At 67.7% G+C, this 21,113-nt stretch carries 10 protein-coding genes; 4 read left to right on the top strand and 6 right to left on the bottom strand.

The window, feature by feature from the left end; all coding sequences use genetic code 11:
* Positions 1-112: 112 nt before the first annotated feature.
* Positions 113-6,496: a ricin-type beta-trefoil lectin domain protein gene (locus ABD466_RS25190; protein WP_344659635.1), complete on the bottom strand. Its 6,384-nt coding sequence runs from the start codon at positions 6,494-6,496 to the stop codon at positions 113-115.
* Entirely contained in the window at positions 6,423-6,764 is a 342-nt protein-coding gene (locus ABD466_RS25185; protein ID WP_344659634.1) for a hypothetical protein, read from the bottom strand. The genes ABD466_RS25190 and ABD466_RS25185 overlap by 74 nt, the downstream gene beginning before the upstream one ends.
* Before the next feature lie 264 nt (positions 6,765-7,028).
* Between ABD466_RS25185 and ABD466_RS25180 the strand changes: the two genes are divergently transcribed.
* The 4 genes from ABD466_RS25180 to ABD466_RS25165 all read left to right on the top strand — a co-directional run bounded on the left by ABD466_RS25180 (position 7,029) and on the right by ABD466_RS25165 (position 16,174).
* Entirely contained in the window at positions 7,029-14,336 is a 7,308-nt protein-coding gene (locus ABD466_RS25180; RefSeq protein ID WP_344659633.1) for an RHS repeat-associated core domain-containing protein, read from the top strand.
* A 28-nt stretch (positions 14,337-14,364) separates the two neighbouring features.
* On the top strand, positions 14,365-14,904 hold the full coding sequence (locus ABD466_RS25175) for a ferredoxin (protein WP_344659632.1): 540 nt from the start codon (positions 14,365-14,367) through the stop codon (positions 14,902-14,904).
* A gap of 316 nt (positions 14,905-15,220) precedes the next feature.
* Complete coding sequence (locus ABD466_RS25170; RefSeq protein WP_344659631.1) at positions 15,221-15,592, top strand: hypothetical protein; 372 nt, start codon at positions 15,221-15,223, stop codon at positions 15,590-15,592.
* Positions 15,593-15,688: 96 nt separating this feature from the next.
* Positions 15,689-16,174 carry a hypothetical protein gene (locus ABD466_RS25165; RefSeq protein ID WP_344659630.1) on the top strand — a complete coding sequence of 162 codons (486 nt, stop codon included), beginning with the start codon at positions 15,689-15,691 and terminating at the stop codon, positions 16,172-16,174.
* Positions 16,175-16,278: 104 nt separating this feature from the next.
* On the opposite strand, the gene ABD466_RS25160 is transcribed toward ABD466_RS25165, so the two are convergent.
* The 4 genes from ABD466_RS25160 to ABD466_RS25145 all read right to left on the bottom strand — a co-directional run.
* Positions 16,279-16,671 (bottom strand): hypothetical protein, encoded by a 393-nt coding sequence (locus ABD466_RS25160; protein ID WP_344659629.1) that lies wholly within the window; start codon positions 16,669-16,671, stop codon positions 16,279-16,281.
* Positions 16,672-16,694: 23 nt separating this feature from the next.
* Positions 16,695-17,144, bottom strand: a complete 450-nt coding sequence (locus ABD466_RS25155; protein WP_344659628.1) for a hypothetical protein — start codon at positions 17,142-17,144, stop codon at positions 16,695-16,697.
* Between the two features lie 113 nt (positions 17,145-17,257).
* Positions 17,258-19,225: a potassium transporter Kup gene (locus ABD466_RS25150; RefSeq protein WP_344659627.1), complete on the bottom strand. Its 1,968-nt coding sequence runs from the start codon at positions 19,223-19,225 to the stop codon at positions 17,258-17,260.
* 292 nt (positions 19,226-19,517) lie between these two features.
* Positions 19,518-21,113, bottom strand: a 1,596-nt coding sequence (locus tag ABD466_RS25145) for a LamG domain-containing protein (RefSeq protein WP_344659626.1), incomplete at its 5' end; no start/stop codon positions are given.

Below are 21,113 nucleotides of genomic sequence, written 5' to 3'. Positions count from 1 at the left end.
GGTGGTCCTCACCAGCAACGCCCTACCCTGGATCGGCCTGGTCAACCACGCAAAGTGGGGTTGCGCAACACGTGCGCAACCCCACTGGGCTATCTGGCGACGTCAGCCGCCGCTAGTCCCACTGCTGGTAGTTGCCTCCGTTCTGGGCATTGAAGTACGGGGTGCCGTCGGTCTGCATGTCCAGGACCTTGCCGGACGCCACGTGCTTGAGGATCCAGCCGGAACCGCCCCAGGTCGGCAGCCACTGCTGGTAACCGTTCCCGGCTGTGCAGGGGTGGGTGTAGACGCTGGTGCCGTCCCCGTCCAGGCACAGGCCCGTGGCGACGTCCTGGAAGGTCAGCGACCCGTTGCTGTTGGTCGTGATCAGCCAGCGCTGGTAGCCGTTGGAGAGGCTGGCGCACGGGTTGCTGTACAGCTGGCCCTGGGTGTTGCTGTCCAGGCAGCGTCCGACAGCTACGTTCTGGAGGTTCCACACGTCGCCGCCCATCCCGAACAGCGCTCCGCTGCCCGAGTAGATGACGACGTTGCCGTCCTTCTGCACCACCATGTGCACGGTGCCCTTGCCGGCGGTGCCGCTGCTCCACAGGACGGCTCCGGCCAGGGTGCCGCTGTCGGTGTTCAACGGCATCGTGTTGTACACGACCATGTCGCCGTTGTTCTGGAAGGCCAGGACTGCTCCGGTGTAGCCGGCGCTGTTGGAGCTCCAGATGGGCTGGCCGTTCTTCTTGTACAGCACCAGGTTGCCGTCGGTCTGCCACTTCAGGGTGGTCAGGGGTCCGGACCAGGACTGCGGGTTGCTGGCGGTGTAGACGGTGTTGTCGAACAACACGTCGGCTTCGCCGGTCGCCGGCACCGGGGTCTGGGTGCCGGACAGGATCTGCAGGTAGCAGGGTGTGTGGTTCTTCGAGATCGATCCGTTTCCGTCGTCGGCGCGGGCGTTCCACCGATAGGTGTGGCCGTTGGCCAGGGACGGTGTGGCGGTCGGCACTGAGGTGCTGGCCACGGTGCCGGCCGCGCCGCTGCTGGTGTAGAGCAGCGGTGGGGTGGACCCCGGCGCGGTGACGTCCTGGATCTCGAAGTCGGCGTGCACATTCGTGCCGCTGACATTGGCCTTCAGCGACGGAGTGAGGCTGGTCGACACCGCCGGGTGCGCGGGGTCGGTCGAGCACGCCGGGTTGGTGACCCCGTCACCGCTGACCAGGGTGGTCGGTGTGCCCAGGGTGTAGACCAGACTGCTGTTTCGGGCGAACCCGGTGTTCTGGTACAGCCAGGACGCCAGGTCGGCTCCGAAGGGCTGCTGGTAGGCGCGGACGTCGGCGATGCCGCCGCTGGTGTAGTTGTTGCCGGTGCTGTTGTAGAAGCCGCAGCCGATGACGAACGGCCCGTTCGAGGCGATCGGGGTGTTGTCGATGGCGGTGGCGACCTGTTGCCCGTTCACATACAGGCTCATCAACCCGGTGGAGGCGTCCCAGCTGGCGATCAGGTGGGTCCACACTCCGACCTGTACTCCGCCCGTGGAGTTGGCCCGGACGAAGGCCGGGCCGGGGTTGTCGCTGGTGGCCCGCGCGAACGCCCAGATGTTGCCGTTGGAGCCGTTGTTCTCGAACTCCAGGTGGAACCCGCCGACCTTGCTGCCCTGCTGAGTCAGGACAGTCTGGTAGCCGTTGGTGTTGGTCAGCTTCACCCAGGCCGCGACGGTGAACGACTTGGTGGTGTCGATCGCCGGCGCACTGGTGGCGGCGTAGCCGGTGGACCCGTCGAACAATCCGTAGCCGCCCGGCACCAGGCTCGCGCCCCCGGACGTGGTCGCCGGGAACGCCGCCGAGCTTCCGGTGTCGGCCGCGGTCGTCCCGGAGCCGTCGTTCAGCTTCCACATGCTCGACGGACCGGCGGTCACCGTCATCGCCTCGGCGGTCGTCGCAGGCGTCGGCGAACCGTCGTTGGCGGTCACCGTAGCCGTGTACGTCCCCGCGGCGCTGTACGTGTGCGTGGCCGTCGCGCTCGTCTGCGGCCCGACGACCGTCCCGTCACCGAAGTCGAACGTGTATCCGGTGATGGTCGCCGCCCCCGGTGTGGTGCCGCTGGCGTCCAGCGTCACCGGCAGCCCCACCAGACCGCTCGCGGAACCCGCGAGCGACACGTTCGGCAACAGCGATGTGGTCGGCTGCAGCGTGATGGTGTCGAGGCCGAGCACGTACCGGTTCCCGACGCTGGCCGGGTTGGTCCCGGTCGCCGTGAACGTGAACGTGTGTTCGCCCGCGCTCAGCGTCGCCTTGCCGAACACGAACGGTGCCAAGGACACGCCGTTCGCCTGGTACCCGTCGAAGGTCGCGGGCAGCGGTGCGCCGCCGTCGATCGACAGCGTGTACTGTCCGCGGTCGTTCGTCTTGGTCAGAGCGGGCGCGACCGTGTACGTCCCGTCCTGCGGCACGTACCACCTGTAGGTGATGTAGGAGTTGGCCGTGCTTGCCGGGAAGTAGGACTGGAGACCGTTGGAGAGGCTGATGCCGCAGCAGTTGCCCTGCGGTGTCGGTGAGGCGCCGCTTTGGCTGGCCCACAGCGACTCCGCTTCGACCTGCTGCTGGGTGTTCGGTCCGGACGGCAGCGTGAAGCGTTGTGCCACGCTGTCGATGCACGGCCAGAGCTGGAAGGGGTTCTGGTTGTTGATCGACCCGCCGCTGTCGTCCAGGCACATCCCGCCCGCCGGGTTGTAGATCCAGTAAGCACCCGGGCTCGCGGGGGAGGGGATCGTGCGCCAGATCTGGTTGCGGTTGCCGGGCTGGCAGTCGAACAGGGTGACGTGCTGTCCTTGGACGAAGCTGCCGCCGCCGTCCAGGCACTTCGGTGCGCCCTGAGCGGAGCCCAGGTAGCGGATGCTGCCGTCGGCCGCGAAGGACCACTGCTGCGGGGTGGTGCCGTTGCAGTCGTAGAGGTCGATGACGGTGGTGCTGTTGGCGAGGCTGCCGTTGAGGTCGTCCAGGCACTTCTGACCGCTGGGGCCGGCGACGATCGCGGGCAGGACGATCTGTCCGGCCAGGCCGGCGCCGATGGTGCTGCTCTGGAAGGTGGTGGCGCCGTTGTTCCAGTTCGGTGTGGTGGCGGTGGACTGGCCCTGGGTGGGCTTGGTGCCGCCGCCGTGCATCGGGTCGGTGTTCTGGTCGGTGATGTTGGTGCCGATCGGTCCGAACAGGACGTCCATGCGGCCGCCGTTGATCACCCACAGGTCGGCTTTGCCGTCGCCGTCGAGGTCGCCGACGGTGTTGACCCAGTCGTAATTGTGGAACTGCCCGGTGGTGCCGAGCTGGGTCCTGGCAGTGAAGTCGCCCAGGCCCGCGCCGGCGACGGAGACGTCGGAGCGGTTGGTGAACTGCCACAGGGTGCCGGCGGCGTCGACGGCCCACAGGTCGGGCAGGCCGCCGGCGGCTGGTGCGCCAGCGGGGGCGGGGTGGTTGGCGGCGTTGCCGGGGGCCATCAGGAACTTGACGGTCGACCAGTCCCAGGCGCTGTTCGACGTGGACAGCAGCACCGGGTTGCGCAGCTGGCCGACGCCGGCGGGGGAGAACATCCACATGCGGGACGGGCCGCGGCCGTCACCCTCGATGGTGATCAGGTTGGTCTTGCAGGCGATGGTCGGGTGCTTGATGTCGCAGCCGCCCAGCACCGGCCCGACGGCGAGCACCTGCAGGACGTCGTTCCAGGAGGTGGGGTTGTAGCCGACGCAGTAGCCGTTGAGGGCCGAGGGTGTGCAGGTGGGCCGGGTGACGAGGGCTTTCTGCTGCTGCGTGTACTGGTTCAGCACCGGCGGTGGTATGTAGCCGGGTTGTGTGCTGGCTGAGGCGATTTGTGAGTTGAAGTAGTAGTACATGCGGCCGGTGCCGTTGAGTTTGTCCCAGGCGAACATGTCGTCGGTGGGTTGGACTCGTTCGGCGCCGCGGTGGGTGTATTTGGCGGTGGCCCAGGAGGTGCCGTTGGGTGCGGCTGCGGCGGGGGCGACCTGGACGGCGTTGGCGGCGGCCGGGTCCATGTCCCGGTTGGCCGGGTAGATGTCGAGGTTGCCGGCGGTGTCGGCCTTCATCAGGTTGGGGGTGCCGTCGCCGGTGACGTTGCCGAAGGAGACGGGCTGGAAGGCCTGGCCGAGGAAGAAGTCGAAGCGGCCGGCGGCCGAGACGTTGCCGGCGGCGTCGACGGCGGTGACGTAGATGTAGTTGTTGCCCCAGTGTTCGCCGGTGCCCAGGGTGTGGGTGCCGGGTCCGCCGCCGATGGTGATGGTGGCGTTGGTGTCCTTGGAGGCGGCGACCGGGACGCTGCCGCAGGAGGCGTTCACGACGCCGTTGCAGTTGTTGGCGCCGGCGCTGGTGGAGGAGGTGTTCAGGGCCCAGTCGAACCGGACGATCGGGGTGCTTTGAGCCTTGGAGTGGACCACGAGGTTGCCGCCGTCACCCACGACCGGGTAGTCGGTGGTGATGTGCGACCCGCCCTTGGGGAAGGTGGTGCCGGGGACATCAGGGAAGTCCGGCTGGTCCGGGGCGGACAGGGCGGCGTGGAACCAGCATTCGGTGTGGGGGTATTCCAGGTTGTTGCCCTCGACGTTGCGGGCGGCGCTGAAGGCGTTGTCCACGACCGTATTGGTGTCCCAGGCCTGGATCCACATGTCGTACAGGTCGCCGTCATAGATCGCGTTGACGTTCGATGTGCCGACTGAGGTGTTGCGTTGGGAGATGGAGGGGAACGAGCCTCCGATCGGTGTGGTGGCTCCTCCGGTGTTCGGGTGGCCTGGCAGTTGCGATGTCGAATAGGGCGTCGTGGTGACGGTGCCGTTTCCGCCCTGTCCGGTGCCGCCGGAGCTGCTGTAGTCGTTGAGAGCGACCCAGTAGTCGAGGGTGGCTGCGTCCCAGTCGGCGACGTTGGCGGTGAAGCCGACGCGGCCGGCGGTCATCGGCAGGTAGCCGGCGCTGTTGCTGTCGGTGCCGCAGATCTTGGTGTTGGTGCCGTGGTTGCCGACGGGGGCGACGACACCATCGATGCTGGATCCTTCGAACCAGGGTTCGGCGACGAACTTGACGGTGATGTTGGCGTCATAGGGGATGCCGCCGTTGCCCTGGACCTGGATGGCGCCGTAGCCGCCGCTGGAGCTTTCGGTGTGTGCGCGCAGCCCGACGCTGTAGGTGTGGCCGGTGCCGTTTTTGGCGAAGACCTTCTGGACTTGGTCCAGGTCGGGGATCGGGAACGGGTTCCAGGGGGTGGCTGAGCAGTTGTTGGTGCCGATGACGTGGGCGCCGGCGGCCGAGGACCAGATGGCGCGGGGGTTGTCCTGGTTGCCCCAGGTGACGCTGGAGTCGAAGCTGTTGGTGGCCCACACGTCGGTGGTGACGCAGCTGCCTTGGAAGGTCAGGTAGAGCCAGGCGTCGGAGACGATGAGGAAGTTGGTGTAGTTGTTGGGGGTGAGGATGTCGGCGTTGAACTCCAGCAGCGAGCGGAAGGTGGAGCCGCCGCTGGTGCCGACGCGCACGACCCGGTTGTCGTAGCCGGCCCACGGGTAGGGGGCCTGGCCGTCCCAGACCGGATTGTTGCCGGAGGACAGTTCCAGCCAGTTCTGGGCGTTCTCAACCCAGGCGGGGTCGATGAAGACCGGGTAGACGGTCTGTGCCCCGCGCAGCACGTTCTGGTCGGGCTTGAGGGTGATGGTGCCGCCGGCCACCTGGGCGGGCATGGCGGCGATGTGCGGGGCTTTGGCCCCGGCCGGCTTGGTCACGCCGTCGCCGCCGGCGTCGGTGGGCGCGGTCTTCGCGGTCTTGGGGGCCGGTGTCGTGGTGGCGTCGGCGGAGTCCCACATGTGGGGTTCCTGGCCGGCGAGGATCTTCTTGCCGTCGGCGGCCTGCGCCTGGACGCCGCCGTCGGGGGTGGCCGAGATGGCCAGTCCGGTGCCGGTTTCGCCGACGGTGATGGTGGCCAGTTCGGGGTTGGCGGCCGCGGCGGCGTCGTGGACGACCAGCAGGTGGCTGATGCCGGTGGCGGAGGCGGTGACCTGCAGGTCCACTCCGGGCAGCACGGCGGGGTAGGTGGCGGTGGAGCCGCTGATGGCCGGTTTCGGGAGCGGCTTGGGCCAGGTGAGGGTCAGCACATGCCCGGCGCCGTCGTCGGTCACCGCCAGTGGCGTGGTGCCGCCGCCGGACAGGGTGATCGCGGTGACGGTGGCCTTGGTGTGCAGTTTGCCGTCCGCGCCGGTGGCGAGGGTGGTGTCGATGGGCGCCCATGCGCCGTTGACCTTGGCGCGTTGCGGGGCGATGTGGCTGTTGGCGCTGACGGTGCCGTCGGGGTTGGCGACCATCGTGGCGTAGGCCGTGGTCGCCTCCGGGATCGGCACTTCCTTGTGCGTTTTGCGCGCGGTGGCGATGGCCTTGGAGACGGCCAGTTTGGCCGGGTCAGGCGTCGTCGACGAGGTGGTCTGGCCGCTGCTCGCCGTCGCCGTGGACGTCGGCGAACCGGGGGAGCTCAACGGGTTTGAGGTTCCCGGAGTTTTCGCGTTCGCCCCGCCCGACGGACTCGGCGAACTGGTCGGACTCGCCGGCGTGGCCGGTGTGGTTGGACTTGCCGGGGTCGGCGGTGACGCCGCCGCTGTCGCTGTGAAGGCCCCTGACATCATGGCCAAGCAGATTCCTGTCGCGGCGCTGATCGTTGCCAGTTTTCGCGCGCGTCTGAACGGCATACCCCCCACGGGGCCCCTCCCGCTGATGTTTTGCAATTTTCTTGCCTTGCTCGTGCACGGCCTGGCGAATTTAGCGGTCCGGTGGCCCGAGGGCAATGGGTCGTCATCCTCCTGACTCAGGGTTCGAAATCACCTCTTGCGGAAGATCGCTTCGGTGGTGCATGCTTGCGCGGCGGTTGCCCGGACGGAGGTCTGGACCACCGGGGTCGGGGGTTACAGGGCTTTGTCTCTTCCTGCCGTGACCTGGCTTTTTGCTGTCCTGTGCTGTGCTGCGCCGACGCGGTGTCGGCGTGTTCTGGTGACGTCGCGGGTCGAGGTGGGCATGGTTTCTCAGGGTTCGTTGCTTCGTTCGCGGAACGGGCGCCGTCGCGCGCGCTGGGCCGGGGTGACGGTGTCGCTGGCGCTGGCCGCCGGTGTGGTGACGCCGGTGCAGACGGCGCTTGGGGCGTCGTCGGCGTCAGCGTCTGCTGAGAAGCACGGCGGTCGGCCGCATCCGCAGAAGGTGTGGCAGCCGCGGGATGTGAAGGGTCTGGATTCCACGCCGGCTGGGGCGACCGCTGCGCAGGCTGCGGCGAAGGCGCAGGCGCAGCCGTCGCAGACGGCGCAGCCACCGGCCTGGCCCGGTGCGGAGCAGTTCGACGCAGACCTGACCGCGACCAGCACCGCCGGTCCGGCCGGGCCGAAGAGCCGGTCCCTGACCTCCGGGTCGATGCAGGCCGCCTCGGCGGTGACGGTCGGTGCGGCCGGTTCGCTGGTCGGCGCGGCCTCGCCGGCCGAGCGTCGGCTGGGTGACGTCAAGGCTTCGAAGCCTTCGTCGCAGAGCCCGTCCACGGCGCAGGTGACGGTGGCGCCGCACGCGGCGGCTGTCGCGGCCGGGGTGTCCGGGGTGATCGTGACGGTGTCGCAGCCGGCGACCTCTACCGCGTCGGGTCCGGCTGATATTGCGGTTTCCTACAGTGCGTGGTCTGAGGCGTTCGGTGGGAACTTCTCCGACCGTTTGGCGTTGGTGCAGTTGCCGGCGTGTGCGTTGACGACGCCGTCGGTGGCGTCGTGCCGGGTGCAGACGCCGGTGAAGTTCGTGAACGACCACGGGCATCAGCAGCTGGCGGCCACGGTGACGCTGCCGAAGGCCAGGAAGAACGCCGATCCGCAGCCCTCGGCCGCGACCGCGTCGGCTACGGCGGCGAGCTCTGGTGCGATGGTGTTGGCGGCGACGTCGACGGCGTCGGGGACGGACGGTACGTATGCCGCGTCCTCGTTGAAAGCCAGTGACTCGTGGTCGATGTCAGGGAACTCCGGCTCATTCGAGTGGTCGTATCCGATCGCCACGCCGCCGTCGCTGGGCGGGGGGAGCCCGGACGTGTCGTTGTCCTACGACTCGGGTTCGGTGGACGGCCGCACGACGGTGTCGAACGGGCAGACCTCGGTCATGGGTGAGGGTTTCGACCTGGGTGGGGCGGCGTCGTATATCGAGACCAGCTACAAGCCGTGTGCGAAGGTGGATTCCACCAATTGGGGCTCGTCCGGTGACATGTGTCAGGGTACGCCGAACGCGGCGATCTCCGGTGGTTCGCATGCTGGGGCGCTGGTGCGCGATGACGCGGACAACACCAAGTGGCGTTTGTCGACCGATGACGGCACCCGGGTGCAGTTTCTGACCGGTGCGAACGGTGGGAACAACACGGTCAACGGTTCATACTGGAAGCTGACCGGTACCGACGGCACGGTCTACCTGTACGGGGCCAACCGGCTGCCTGTGGCCAACGGCGGCGACCCCAGCGGCAAAGCGGACAACCCGACCTACTCGACGTGGTCGGTACCGGTGTTCGGCACCGGGGTCAACACTCCCTGCAACGATCCGACGTCGGCGGACCCTGATACGTGTCGGCAGGGTTGGCGGTGGAACCTGGACTTCGTCATCGACCCGCACGGCAACGTGTCCCGGTACTCCTACGCCCGGGAAGAGGACTACTACCTGCACAAGACCGCGACCCCGGTGACGGAGTACACCGGCGGCGGGTTCCTGCGTGAGATCGACTACGGGTGGCGCACCGGGGATGTGGCCACGGCCAACGGTCTGTTGGCCGATCACAACACGACCGGGGCTTTGCCGGCGGCGACGGTGCTGTTCAACTATGTGCCGCGTTGTGTGTATTCGCCGTCGAACACGGCGTGTCCGGTGAGCCCGGTGTCGGTGAACGCCTACGGTGTTGCGACCACCGGCATCAGCGACACCACGGCGGGTGCGTTCACTGATGTGCCGTGGGACCAGCATTGCAACAGCGGGTCCACGACCTGTTCGGTGCGTTCGCCGGCGTACTTCTCCACGGTGCGGCTGACGGAGATCCAGACCGCGGTGAACAACGGTGCCGCCACGGCGTCGCAGCCGACGTGGGTGCCGACGAACTACCGTGCTGTGGACTGGTACCAGTTCGGTCAGTCGTTCCCGGCGCCGCCGGACGGGTCCAGTGGGAACCGGGCGCAGTTGTGGCTGGACACGATCGATCACTGGGGTTACGTGGTCAATGCCGATGGTGGTGTGTCCTCGCTGAACGTGCCGCGGGTGAACCTCGGTCATGACAGTGGCCTGCCGAACCGGGATACGGCGTTGACGCCGTGGACGACCGCCGGGTTCGCCCGGTACCGGCTGAACCAGATCACCGACGAAACCGGCGCGGTCACCACGGTTGCCTACGGCCTGCCGGGGACGCTCAGTTGTGGGTCTACGGCGCCGCCGGCGACGATCGACAACCACACGCTGTGCTATCCGGAGTACTACAAGGATTCCAACGGTACGAAGCAGAACGACTGGTTCTTCAAGTATGTGGTGACTTCGGTGTCGGTGAAGGACGGCACCTCGGTCAACACTACCTACAGCTACTCGAAGACCCACACCTCGGCATACACGTATCTGGGCAATCCGGCGTGGCACACCAACGACTCCGAGCAGGTCGATTCGGACTACCGCACTGTTGATCAGTACCGCGGGTTCGGGCAGGTGCAGACGGTCAGCTCTGGTGAGCCCAACGGGTCGAACGCCAAGAGCGTCACGACGTACTTCCAGGGCATGGATCAGGATCCGAGTCTGGCCAAGTGTGTGAACGACTCGCATGCTCAGGCCCCGGCGAATGCGAACTGCCCGACCGGTTTCGGGTATCGGGACGACAACGCGCTGGCCGGGCAGGCGCTGGAGACGCAGGTCTTCGCCTCCGAGTCCTCCAACACTGTGGTGTCGGACACGATCAGCGTGCCGGAGGACCCGACCGATGACGGGATGGTGACGGCTACTCACGTCCGGACGCGTCCGTTGCCGGATCAGCGGGCTCACTTCTCGCACATCGTGAAGAAGATCGGGTATGCGCCGCTGTCCACTGGTGGTGAGCGTCGTACCGAAACCGACTACGCGTATGACAACTCGCTGCCGAACTTCACCGGCGGAGGGAACTACGGCGGTAACGGTCACCTGTTGACCACCGATGACAAGGGTGACACCGACGCGGCCGGGAACCCGCTGGGTAACGTGCAGGAGTTGTGCACGTTCACCGGGTACGCCGACAACCCGAACCTGCCTGACGGGGTGCAGTGGACTTCCTACCCGAATGAGAGCATCACGTATCGGGTCATGTCCGGTGGGCATTGCACCACCAACTCTGAGACCGCGGACACGGTGACGGCGCAGTCGCGCACGCTGTATGACGAAAAGGACTTCCCACAAGTTGTGGCCGGGTCGGTGACGTCCACCCAGGCGTTGCCGAGTTTCAACGGCACCCCGGTGACCACGGCGGTCATGGGTTACGACGGCTACGGTCGTCTGACCTCGACCAAGGACGCGAACCAGCACATCACCAGCACCGGGTTCAACCCGATCGATAGGATGCTGCCGACGTCGGTCACCACCACCAACGCCAACCTCTGGACTTCCACGGTAGTGGTGGACCGGGGACGTCAGCTGACCGAGACGGCGATCGACGTCAACGGCCGGCAGACCGATGTGCAGTACGACGGGTTGGGCCGCACCCGCAACGTGTGGAACCCCGACCACCCGAAGGCGTCGAACCCGACGACTCCCAACATCGCCTACGACTATGGGCTGTATGGGATCGGACTGTCGTCGGGGACTGCGGCTCCGAACTCCTGGGTGCAGACGCGTACCCTTCGTGAGGACGGCACCTACGCCGAATCCGATGCGATCCTGGACTCTTTCGGCGAGGAGATCGAGACCCAGGCCACCCCGGCCGACGCCTCTCCGGGGCTGGTTTCCACGCAGGTCGAGTACAACAGCCTGGGCAAGCCGTGGCGTACTGCCGCGGCGCACTGGGACAAGGACCACAACCCCTCCGGCACGTTCCTGCCCTACGGGGACGCCCTGCCGTCGCAGCAGGTCACGACGTACGACGGGCTGTCGCGGCCATTGACGGTGACGCAGTACACCAACGGCGCACAGATCACCGGCGCGGTGACCACGACTGCCTACCCGGGCGTTGACCGCACTGATGTCACCAACCCCTCCGGCAACGGCACCACCTCGACGGGGGCCACCTCGACGTTCACCGATGCGCGCGGGCGGACCAGCCAGTTGTGGACGTACCACAACAACCCGCCGACCCCGACCGGCAACCTGGGTGATGCCGATGTCACCAAGTACGACTTCGCCTATCAGGCCAACGGTTCGGTCACCACGGTCACCGACGCCACCGGCGCCAACAAGTGGATCACGACCTCCAACGATCTGCTCGGCCGCAGCGTCACCAAGCAGGACCCGGATACCGGTACCAGCACCAGCCTCACCGACGATGCCGGGCTGTTGATCCAAACCCAGGATGGGCGCGGGCAGATCCTGTCCTTCTATTACGACGCGCTGAACCGCAAAACCGCCGAATACAACGCGCCGCACACCGCCGTCGGTCTGCCGGCGGATTCGGCGAAGCTGGCGACCTGGGCCTACGACTCCGTTCCGGCCAATTCGGACGACCACAAGGGATTCAAGGGTCTGCCGGCGTCCTCCACGCGGTACACCGGCAACGGCGCCAACGCCTACACCAGCTCCGTCACCGGCTACGACCCGGCAGGCCGGGTGCTGGGCGCGTCGATGAGCATCCCGAATGCCGACGGCAACGGTGCGCTGGCCACCACCTATCAGACCACCAACTACTACACCCCGACCGTCGGGTTGCTGGACCACACCGATCTGCCCGCGGTGCCGAAGTCCGGGATGCCGCTGGAGACGGTGTACAACTCCTACAATGCGAATGGTCTGCTGCTGGCCACTGGCGGCAACGCCGACTATGTCGTGGCCACGACCTACGACCAGCTCGGCCGGATCGCCTCGCGGACGTTGGGCGACTATCCGTTCCAGGTGGTGCAGCAGAACCTGTACGACCCGGGCACCGGGCGGCTGACCAACACCTTCATCGACGCCGCCGCAGGGCAAAACGGCACCAGCAATGCGCTGAACACGTACAGCGTCGACTACTCCACCTTCACCTACAACCCGGCCGGGCAGATCACCTCGGTCGCCGACCTGCAGAACTACAACGCGCTGGGCAGCTACCAGCCCATCTTCATGCGCGACGTGCAGTGCTACACCTACGACTACGCCGGCCGCCTCACCAACGCCTGGACCGACACCGGCGACCAAACCCCGTCCGCCGCGACCGGCGTGGACGCCAACAACCCGGCCATTCCCAACAACGGCCCGCGCCCGGGTTCGGTCGGCTCCTGCGCCAGCTCCACCACCAACAACCCCCCGACACCGGCCAGTGCCGCGGCCGGGCAGATCAGCGGCAGCACCGCACCGGGTGCCAAGACCAGCCCGGCGCCGTACTGGCAGACGTATACATACGACAACACCAACACCGCCGGATTGGGCAACGGCGCCCTGACCGGCAACCGCTCCACCATCGTCGACCACGACGTCACCGGCACCACCGCCAACGACGTCACCGCCACCTCCACCTATCCTGCTGCCGGTACCACCAACACCGCCGGCGCGGACCCGGCAAACGGCCCTGGAACCACCGGCGCCGGCCCTCACCTGTCCAGTCAGATAACCCGCAGCGGCGCCGTGAACGACGTCAAGACCTACCGCTATGACGGGGCCGGCAACACCACCAGACGTCCAGGAGGCGACCACGGGCAGACCCTGACCTGGAACCCCGAAGGCCGCCTGGACACGGTCAGCTACACGACCGGCACCACCACAACGACCGCCAGCTACGTTTACGACGCCGACGGCAACCAACTCATCCGCCGCGACACGCAGGGCACCAGCACCACCACCACCCTGTTCCTCGGCACCACCGAGATCCACCTGACCACGACCAGCAGCAACGACCCCGGCACCGTCACCGCCCAGCGGTACTACGCCTACGACGGCGCGCCGACTATCGTGTGCGACCAGACCGGCACCCTCACCTACGAGGTCGCCAACCCGCAGGGCACCAGCAACACCACCATCAACGCCGCCAACGGCCAGATCAAGGCCCGCCGCTACACCAAGCCCTTCGGCGACACCCGCGGCACACCGGTACCGCCCTCGACGTGGCCCGACGATCACACGTTCCTCGGCAAGACCACTGATGCGTCGACCGGTTTGGTGGACGTCGGGGCACGGAAGTACGACGCGAACCTTGGCCGATTCACGTCTGCCGACCCGGTGTTGCAGACTGGCAATCCGCAGCAGATCGGCGGCTACGCCTACGCCGGAAACGACCCGATCAACGCCAGCGACCCCACCGGCCTCGACCCCCACACCTGCGCAGCGGGCTCCCACCACGACAGCAGCACCGGCGAAATGCGCTGCGTTCCTGATCCGGATCCGCTCGATCAGCCCGTCAACCCGTCGAAGCCGAAGACGCTCAAGTGGGCCTTGCCGAACATGCGAAGCCACGGATACAGCGGGTCGGCTCAGTACACCTGGCGTGACGCCTTCGAATGGATCATGACATCGGAGGACGACCCGGACAAGAAAGATGGAGGATGGGGTCGTTACTACGCCATGCAGTCCCTCTGCGACATGATGTACGTCGGTGAAGGGGGTAAGGCGGCCAGCTGCATGGGGGAAGGCGGTGGTGGTCCTGGCTTGTGGGACATGGTCAAGATGGTCTCCGGCTATGACGACGTCGTCGGGTGTCTCGGCCATGGGCGGGTGTCGGGATGTCTCTGGCTACCAGTGGATGTCGCGATGTATGCCAGCATCGGCGGTACCGCTCTCAAGGCCGGCAGGGCGGGCGTCGATGCCGCGCGGCTGGTCGGCAGCGACTGGGAGGTCGCCAAGGCGGCCGCCCACGACCAGGAAGTGATCGCCGCGTATACCAAGGATGGAAGCCGGCCGCTGCCGATGGTTTCTCCAGATGGCACACAGTCCTTTGGGAAATGGGCGAACAGTATTTGGGGAAGCGGCTTGACGTCTGAGGTGAACAGGGGTGGACGCCTCGGTGCCATGGACTTCTATGAGACGGGAAACCGGTTGACCGCGGAGCGGTACCGGGCCATGGGGGTTACCTACCAGATGGCCAGCGACTGGCGTGATGCCTACATGGCTGTCGCTCGGGACTCCCTGAACAAGAACGAAACGGCTTTGTGGCGGCAGTTCATCATGGAGGATGCCATGAAGAAGCTCGGCGGGTAGGTCTCATGCTGACGGGTATGATGACGTGATGCTTGAGGACGACGGCTATTGGGACCCGACCCCCCTGGTTCCCGATTCGACGGGTGCAGAGTATCTTCAAGGCTACCGGCTTCCGTCGCCCGATAAATATCTGCGAGGTAGATGGGAAGACAGGAACTGGCTCAATGTTCCGGGACCGTTCTACGGGGCGAATACTGATACATGTGCTACGGGTCCCACGGTGGCGCCGCATAACATCCTCTTGGATGATGACTATCAGGAATTCGTCTTTCGGCAGCCTCGCAATGAGCGAGAGACGCTCCTGGTATTGGGTGCGGCTTACAGTGATCCGCTGTCCGGATACGCCTCGGATGGAGACCAGCATTGGACGGTGGACACTGTCCGGGCGTGGTGGCGCGAGCGGGCCCGCGTCAGCGAATGGATCGTGCGTTCCGGCGATACCGACGGAACGTATTCCGAGTATTCACGGTTTCTCGATGAGGGGCTGGAGGGTTATCTGCGTGGCTACCTCTTCTGGCTCGAGGAGCGGAGAGCGCCGGATCCTCGGGACAACCTCCCCGATCTATAGAGGTTGCTGAGTAGTAGCCCTAGGAAGCGTGCTTGGTGGGGCCGTTGCACGGCCGGCGGCAACCCGATCAGCAACGTCGAGATGAACGGCCACGACTGGCTCAGCTGGGTGGCCGGGGCCGCCGGCGTGCTGGCCGTGGTCGGCGGGTGCGCGCTGGCCGGCGTCGCGACCGCGGGCATCGCGGCGGCCGCGTGCGCGGTCGGCGCCGGGCTGGCCGGCGGACTGGCCGCGCAGGGCGTCAACTGCGGCGAGCAGGGCGGCGGACCTGCCTCAGGGCGACGAGCTCACCACCGACGACGGGACGGTCGTCACGGTCGTGGGCGGCGTGACCCCGGCGGTGTCCGACGGCGACATGTGGGACCTCAGCGTCCCCGGGGACCACGACTTCTACGTGGTCGCGGGGAACGCCTCGGTCCTGGTGCACAACTGCCCGCCGGTCGCCCTGCGGTCCAGCCGGCTGACGGAGAAGGAGCTGCAGCGGGTCTCGTTCCGGTACCAGCGGTACGCCACCGGGACCGACACCGAGGTCACGTGGAACTACAACGGCGAGGTGACGGAGGTCGACGGCGACACCGGCACGTGGATCCAAGAGGCGAAGTGGACCGGCGGCGACGATGACGAGTGGCCGACGTCCAACTTCAACCCCGCACACCGCCAGCCGGAGCCGACCACATCAGGCAGCTGCTGACGTGGTACTTCGAGGAGAACATCGAGAACGGCACCCTGCAGGTCTGGCACGTCCCGGCCGACGGCATGTGGCGCTAGCCGGGCGGAGGACACCGAGATGATCGAGACGATGGACGCGGTCCTGCGTTCGGTGACGGCCGCAGACCGGTCCCGAGTGGACTGGACAGCGGACCAGCACCTGCGGGACCTGGGTTGGTCCACCGTCCGCGCGAACGCGGCCGGCGGGTGGACCGAATGGTCGAAGCAGGGCCGCACCGCGTTCACGAGTGTCTGGCCCGAGGGAGAGGCCATCGAGCTGGAGGACGTGATCCACTGGCCGGATGACGGCGAGGACCGGGCCGGGGTCTACGAGGGCTTCGAAGCGGCTTACCGTCAGCTGGTCGCGGAGGTCGGTCGGGCGTATGGGCCGGCGGCGTTCGAGGCGGAGTACGGTGCGTCCGAGGTGCCTGTGCCTGTTCCTGGACAGTTCGAGCGGGCGGCCGTGTGGCCGTTGGAGCCTTGGGGCTTGATGGTGACGATTCAGCAGGAGGACAAGGAGGCGCCGTTGCGGCTCTCCGTGTGGTGTTACCGCGCGCGGAGGTAGTAGCGGGGTCGGTTTGCCTGCGAGGCTGACAGCGAGAGTGAGGGTGCTGGTGTGCGCGGAGACCTCCGCGCACACCAGCACCCTCTTTGCCGAGTCCGGGGCTGTCAGTCGTCGAACGCCAGCAGCTCCCACGGCAACACGGTCATCAGCTCCGGACCGTCGTCGTTCCAGGCCCGGTACGCCTCCATGACGCGGTCCAGGCCGCCGAAGCCGCGGATGCTGACGCGGGCGTGATAGTGGCGGGTGGGGCCGCCGGCGCGGAACTCGACGTCGTAGTCGACCTCGGGTTCGAAGTCCGTGGCGGGGTCGGGGTCGTCGAGGTAGTCGAGGTGGATCTGGAAGAAGTGCTGGCCGGAGGGTTCGCGGTCGAGGCGCTCGACGATGGCGAAAGGCCAGCGGAGGTTGAGGTCGGCGAACAGGTCGTGGACCTGGTCGGGGCTCGGGTCGTCGAGCGTCTTACCGCTGGCGTCGGTGGCTCGTAGCCTCGGTGTGGTCACCTAGGCGACTCTATTCGGGGTGTCTAGAACTCCTTCGCCAGGATCGACGCCTTCTCGTGGTCGGCGCCCTCGACGTAGTCGACGTCGAACCAGACCTGGTTGGTGCCCTTCATGTACACCTTCACCGTGCCGGTTATGGGGGTGATCTCGGTCGAGCTGAACGAGTACGTCAGGGTGCTGCCGGCGTTGCCGGACGTGTAGCCCAGGCTGATGAACCGCGAGCCGCCGTAGCTGGGCAGGGTCGCGGAGACCGAGATGGTGGTGGCGAGGGTGCCGGTGTCGATGTTGCCGTAGAAGCTCAGGTCGTCGAGCTGTTGCGACATGTTCAGCTGCTCGCCGGCGGAGGTGGCGGCGTGCCGGGCCGCGTGCGCCGGGGTGGGCGCGGCGGTGGCGATCAGCGCGACGGCGCAGGCGGCTGAACCGAGGGCGCGGTGGGCGCTGCGGGCGCTGCGGATACGGCGGATCGATGACATCGGTGGGTCCCTCCCTGGCGATGGTGCCGGTAAGTCCTGGCGCGAACGCTACCGACGCACTGCTCGAAGCCCGCTCAAAGCGGGAGGGAGGGACCGCGGACCGCCGTCGGCCCTCACACCGGCACGTGCGCCCCCATGATCACGCTCCGGTCCGCCGGCAGCCGGAAGTAGTCCACCGGGCTCGCCGCGTTGTGCGCGATCGCCAGGAACAGCCGCTTGCGCCACGGCTGCATGCCCTTGGCGCCGGTGCGCACGATCGAGATCCGGGACAGGAAGTACGACACCGCATCCACGTCGACTCCCGCGATCTCGCCGGCGTCCGGGTGCGCCGTGGCCTGCCGCATGATGCGCGGCACGTCCGGCTCGTCCTGGAAGCCGAGGCGGGCGGTGAGGTGGATGATGCCGTCGTCGTGGTGGCCCAGGTCGTCGAACACCAGCCGGTCGGCCTCGGGTACGTGCGGGACCTTCTCCACCACCAGCGACAGGATGACCACGGTCTTGTGCAGCGTGTGGTTGTGCTCGACGTTGGCGCGCAGGGCGAGCGGGGTGGTCTCGATGTTCGCGTTCAGGAACACCGCCACGCCGTCGACTCGGTGCACCGGCGGCTGCATCGCGTCCACCTGGTCCACGAACGCGCGCAGCGGCCCCTCCAGCGCGGTCCGGTTCGGCGTCACGATCGCCCGGCCCCGGCGCCAGGTGCTCAACACGGTGAACACCAGGGTGGCGACCGCCAGCGGCAGCCAGCCGCCGTGGACGACCTTCGTCAGGTTCGCCGCGAAGAACGCGGTCTCCATCGTCAGGAACACCAGCGCGCCCAGGGCGATCTTCCACAGTGCGGCGCCCTTCAGGACCCGTGCCACCGCCAGGAACAGGACGGTGTTGAGCATGAACGTGGCCGTCACGGCGACGCCGTAGGCGGAGGCCAGCGAGGCGGACGACTCGAACCCGATCACCAGGACCGTGACCGCGCAGCACAGGAACCAGTTCACGACCGGCACGTAGACCTGCCCGATCTCGTGCTCCGAGGTGTGGCGGATCGTCATGTGGGGCAGGAAGCCGAGCTGCATCGCCTGCCGCGTGACGCTGAACGCCCCGGATATCACCGCCTGCGACGCGATGACGGTCGCGACGGTGGCCAGGATCACCATCGGCAGCTGCGCCCAGCCCGGCATCAGCAGGAAGAACGGGTTCGAGACCGTCGACGGCCGTCTCAGGATCAACGAACCCTGTCCCAGGTAGTTCAGGGTCAGCGCCGGGAACACCAGGAAGAACCACGCGCGGTGGATCGGCTTGCGCCCGAAGTGGCCCATGTCCGCGTACAGCGCCTCCGCGCCGGTCACCGCCAGCACCACCGACGCCAACGCGACGAAGGCCACGACTCCGTGGTCCACCAGGAACCTGGCCCCGTAGACCGGCGACAGGGCCTTGACGATGCCGGGGTGGGCCGCGACCTCGGCGCCGCCGGTCACCGCGATGATCAGGAACCAGACCGTCATCACCGGTCCGAACAGCCCGCCGACCAGCGCCGTGCCGAACTTCTGGATGGCGAACAGGCCGATCACGATCGCCACCGTCAGCGGCACGACGTAGTCGCCCAGACCCGGCGCTGAGACTTTGAGACCCTCGACCGCCGACAGCACCGAGATGGCCGGTGTGATCATGCCGTCGCCGTAGAACAGCGACGCCCCGAGGATGCCGAGCGCGACCAGCACGAGCTTGGTCCGCACCGAGCGGAAGTCCAGTTTCTGGATCAGCGCTGTCAGGGCCATGATGCCGCCCTCGCCGTCGTTGTCGGCGCGCAGGATGAAGCTCACGTACTTGACCGACACGATCAGGGTGATCGCCCAGAACACCAGCGACACCACGCCGTACACCGCGTCCTGCGCCGTGCCGACCTGTCCGCCGTCGCTGGTGAAGATGGTCTGCATCGCGTAGAGCGGGCTGGTGCCGATGTCGCCGAACACGACGCCCAGCGCGCCGAGCATCAGCGCGGCCGCGCCGGCCTTGCGGGCCGGATGGCCGGAACCGCCCTCGGCGGCCGGTTCGGTCGGTGCGGGCGCCCCCGTGGAGTCGATGATCACAAATCAGCGATCCTGACACGTGGGCGGGGTGCGAGCAAGGGGCTGTCGAACATGTGGAATGCGCGTGAGAAACACGTGAGCAGCTGAAACCCCGTCAAGCGGTCGCGCCGGAGGCTGCTTCCGGCGCCCTCCAGCGATACCCGCATCCTCGCGACGAGCGCGTGCAGACCGTGCTCGTAGATCTCGTCGGGATCCAGTCCTCGGCGGCCGGGAAGAGCGAGGAGGGGCCGACTCACGTCGGCCCCTCCCACGCATGCTGAACTACTCGGCTACCGCCGCACCGCGATCGACCTCACAACGTCACCGCGAACCCGGCCGCGTCCTGCGCCAAGCGCTGAGCGATCGCCGCCTGCACGGCGTTCGCGTCACCACCGGTGCTCGCGGCCGCCGTGGCAGCGTCCGAGGCCCCGTCGCCGACGGTTCCGTTGAGGATGTCGGTGTTGAGCGCCAGCCGCGCCTGCTCCCGCGGGTCGGAGGCGGCCCAGCCCTGGGACGGGACCGTTTCGACCACCACGTTGATCTGGTAGTCGCCGTTCGGGCCCTTGTACATCTTCAGGCCGGTCTTGATGTCGGTCGCCAGGGATCGCAGGTTGGCCTCGACCGTGGACGCCGTGTCGCCGTGCGCGAGGTCGCCCGCGCCGAGGGCGAGCACGACCGTGCGCAGGTTGGGCTCGTCCAGGGCCCCGGCGTTGAGCAGGTTGCCGGCCTGCAGGTCCGAGCCCCCGCCGTTGGCCAGCACCGCCACGTCGGCGGCCGGCAGCGACTGCTGGAACGCCTGCACGTCGGCGATCGCGCCGGGCCAGTAGTCGGTGCGGTAGGTGTTCCACGTCGACCGGCCCACGGCCAGCGACCCGGACGCCTTGAACCCGGTGGTGTTCGAGGCCGAGCCGACGAGCGTGCCGTTGACGTACAGCTTCACCGCATGGTTGATGCTGTCGTAGGTCGCGGTCAGGTGGGTCCAGACGTTGACCTGCGCGCTGTTCGGGTTGGCCTTGATCACCGTGCCGCCGGGGTTGTTCGTGTCCGAGGACGGCATGAACACCCACCAGGACTGGGTCGAGCCCTGATACCCCAGCATAAGGGACGAGTTGTTCGTCCCCTCCGCGGCCACCACCTCGCGGTTGTCCGCCGGCAGGCTGCTGAGCTTCGCCCAGGCCGACACCGTGAAGCTCTGCGACGTGTCGAGCACCGGACCGGAGGTCAGCCCCACCGAGCTCGTCCCGTTGAACTGCACCGAGCCGGTGGTCGTCGACGGGTGGTCGGTGCTCGCCGCGGCGCCGCCGGACAGCGTCAGCGGGTGGCCGCCGACCAGGTCCGCGCCGGCGGTGCCGTCGGACAAGCGCCACCAGCCGGCCAGCCGCTGGCCCAGGGAGTTGGCCACGCCCGCGGCCGTGGTCCCGGAGGCGGACAGGTTCACGACGCCGCCCGGCGAGGCGACCCCCACGGCCGCCAGCGCGCCCGGCAGGGCGTCGGCCCAGGGGGTGACGCCGGGCGCCGCCGCGGAGCCCTGGTCGCCGAGCACCGCGACGGTGCCCTGCGTGGTGTCCGTGCTGGTCACGTCCACGCCGCTGAGGAGGTAGTAGCCCTTGGACGCCAGCGCCGTCCACGTTGAGCCGGCGCCCGCCGTGTCGGCCGTCTGGTTCCCGGCGGCCGTGAAGCCGACCGCCGCGGCCTGCGGCGCCTGGGCCGCGACGCTCGCGCCGGAGGCCAGGTACAGGCTCACCGCCAGGTCGCCGGAACCGCCGAGCGCCGACACCGGGAACGGGTCGCTGAACACTTCAGCGCCGGGCTGGATCGTCACCGACGCGACGCCCGCGCCGCCGAAGGTCAGCGCCACCGGCACCCCGGCCGCCGCGGCCACCGCCGCGCCGGCCCGGGCCGCCGCCGC

Origin of the sequence: Catenulispora subtropica (assembly GCF_039531675.1) — a bacterium.
In the GTDB taxonomy this organism is placed as follows: Bacteria; Actinomycetota; Actinomycetes; order Streptomycetales; family Catenulisporaceae; genus Catenulispora; species Catenulispora subtropica.
Note: the sequence above shows the minus strand (reverse complement) of the source record. Positions and strands in the feature narration are given on the sequence as shown.

Coding starts and splice junctions, on each gene's coding strand:
- ABD466_RS25180 (WP_344659633.1), top strand. CDS start 7,029: ATGGTTTCTCAGGGTTCGTTGCTTCGTTCGCGGAACGGGCGCCGTCGC.
- ABD466_RS25175 (WP_344659632.1), top strand. CDS start 14,365: ATGCTTGAGGACGACGGCTATTGGGACCCGACCCCCCTGGTTCCCGAT.
- ABD466_RS25165 (WP_344659630.1), top strand. CDS start 15,689: ATGATCGAGACGATGGACGCGGTCCTGCGTTCGGTGACGGCCGCAGAC.
- ABD466_RS25155 (WP_344659628.1), bottom strand. CDS start 17,144: ATGTCATCGATCCGCCGTATCCGCAGCGCCCGCAGCGCCCACCGCGCC.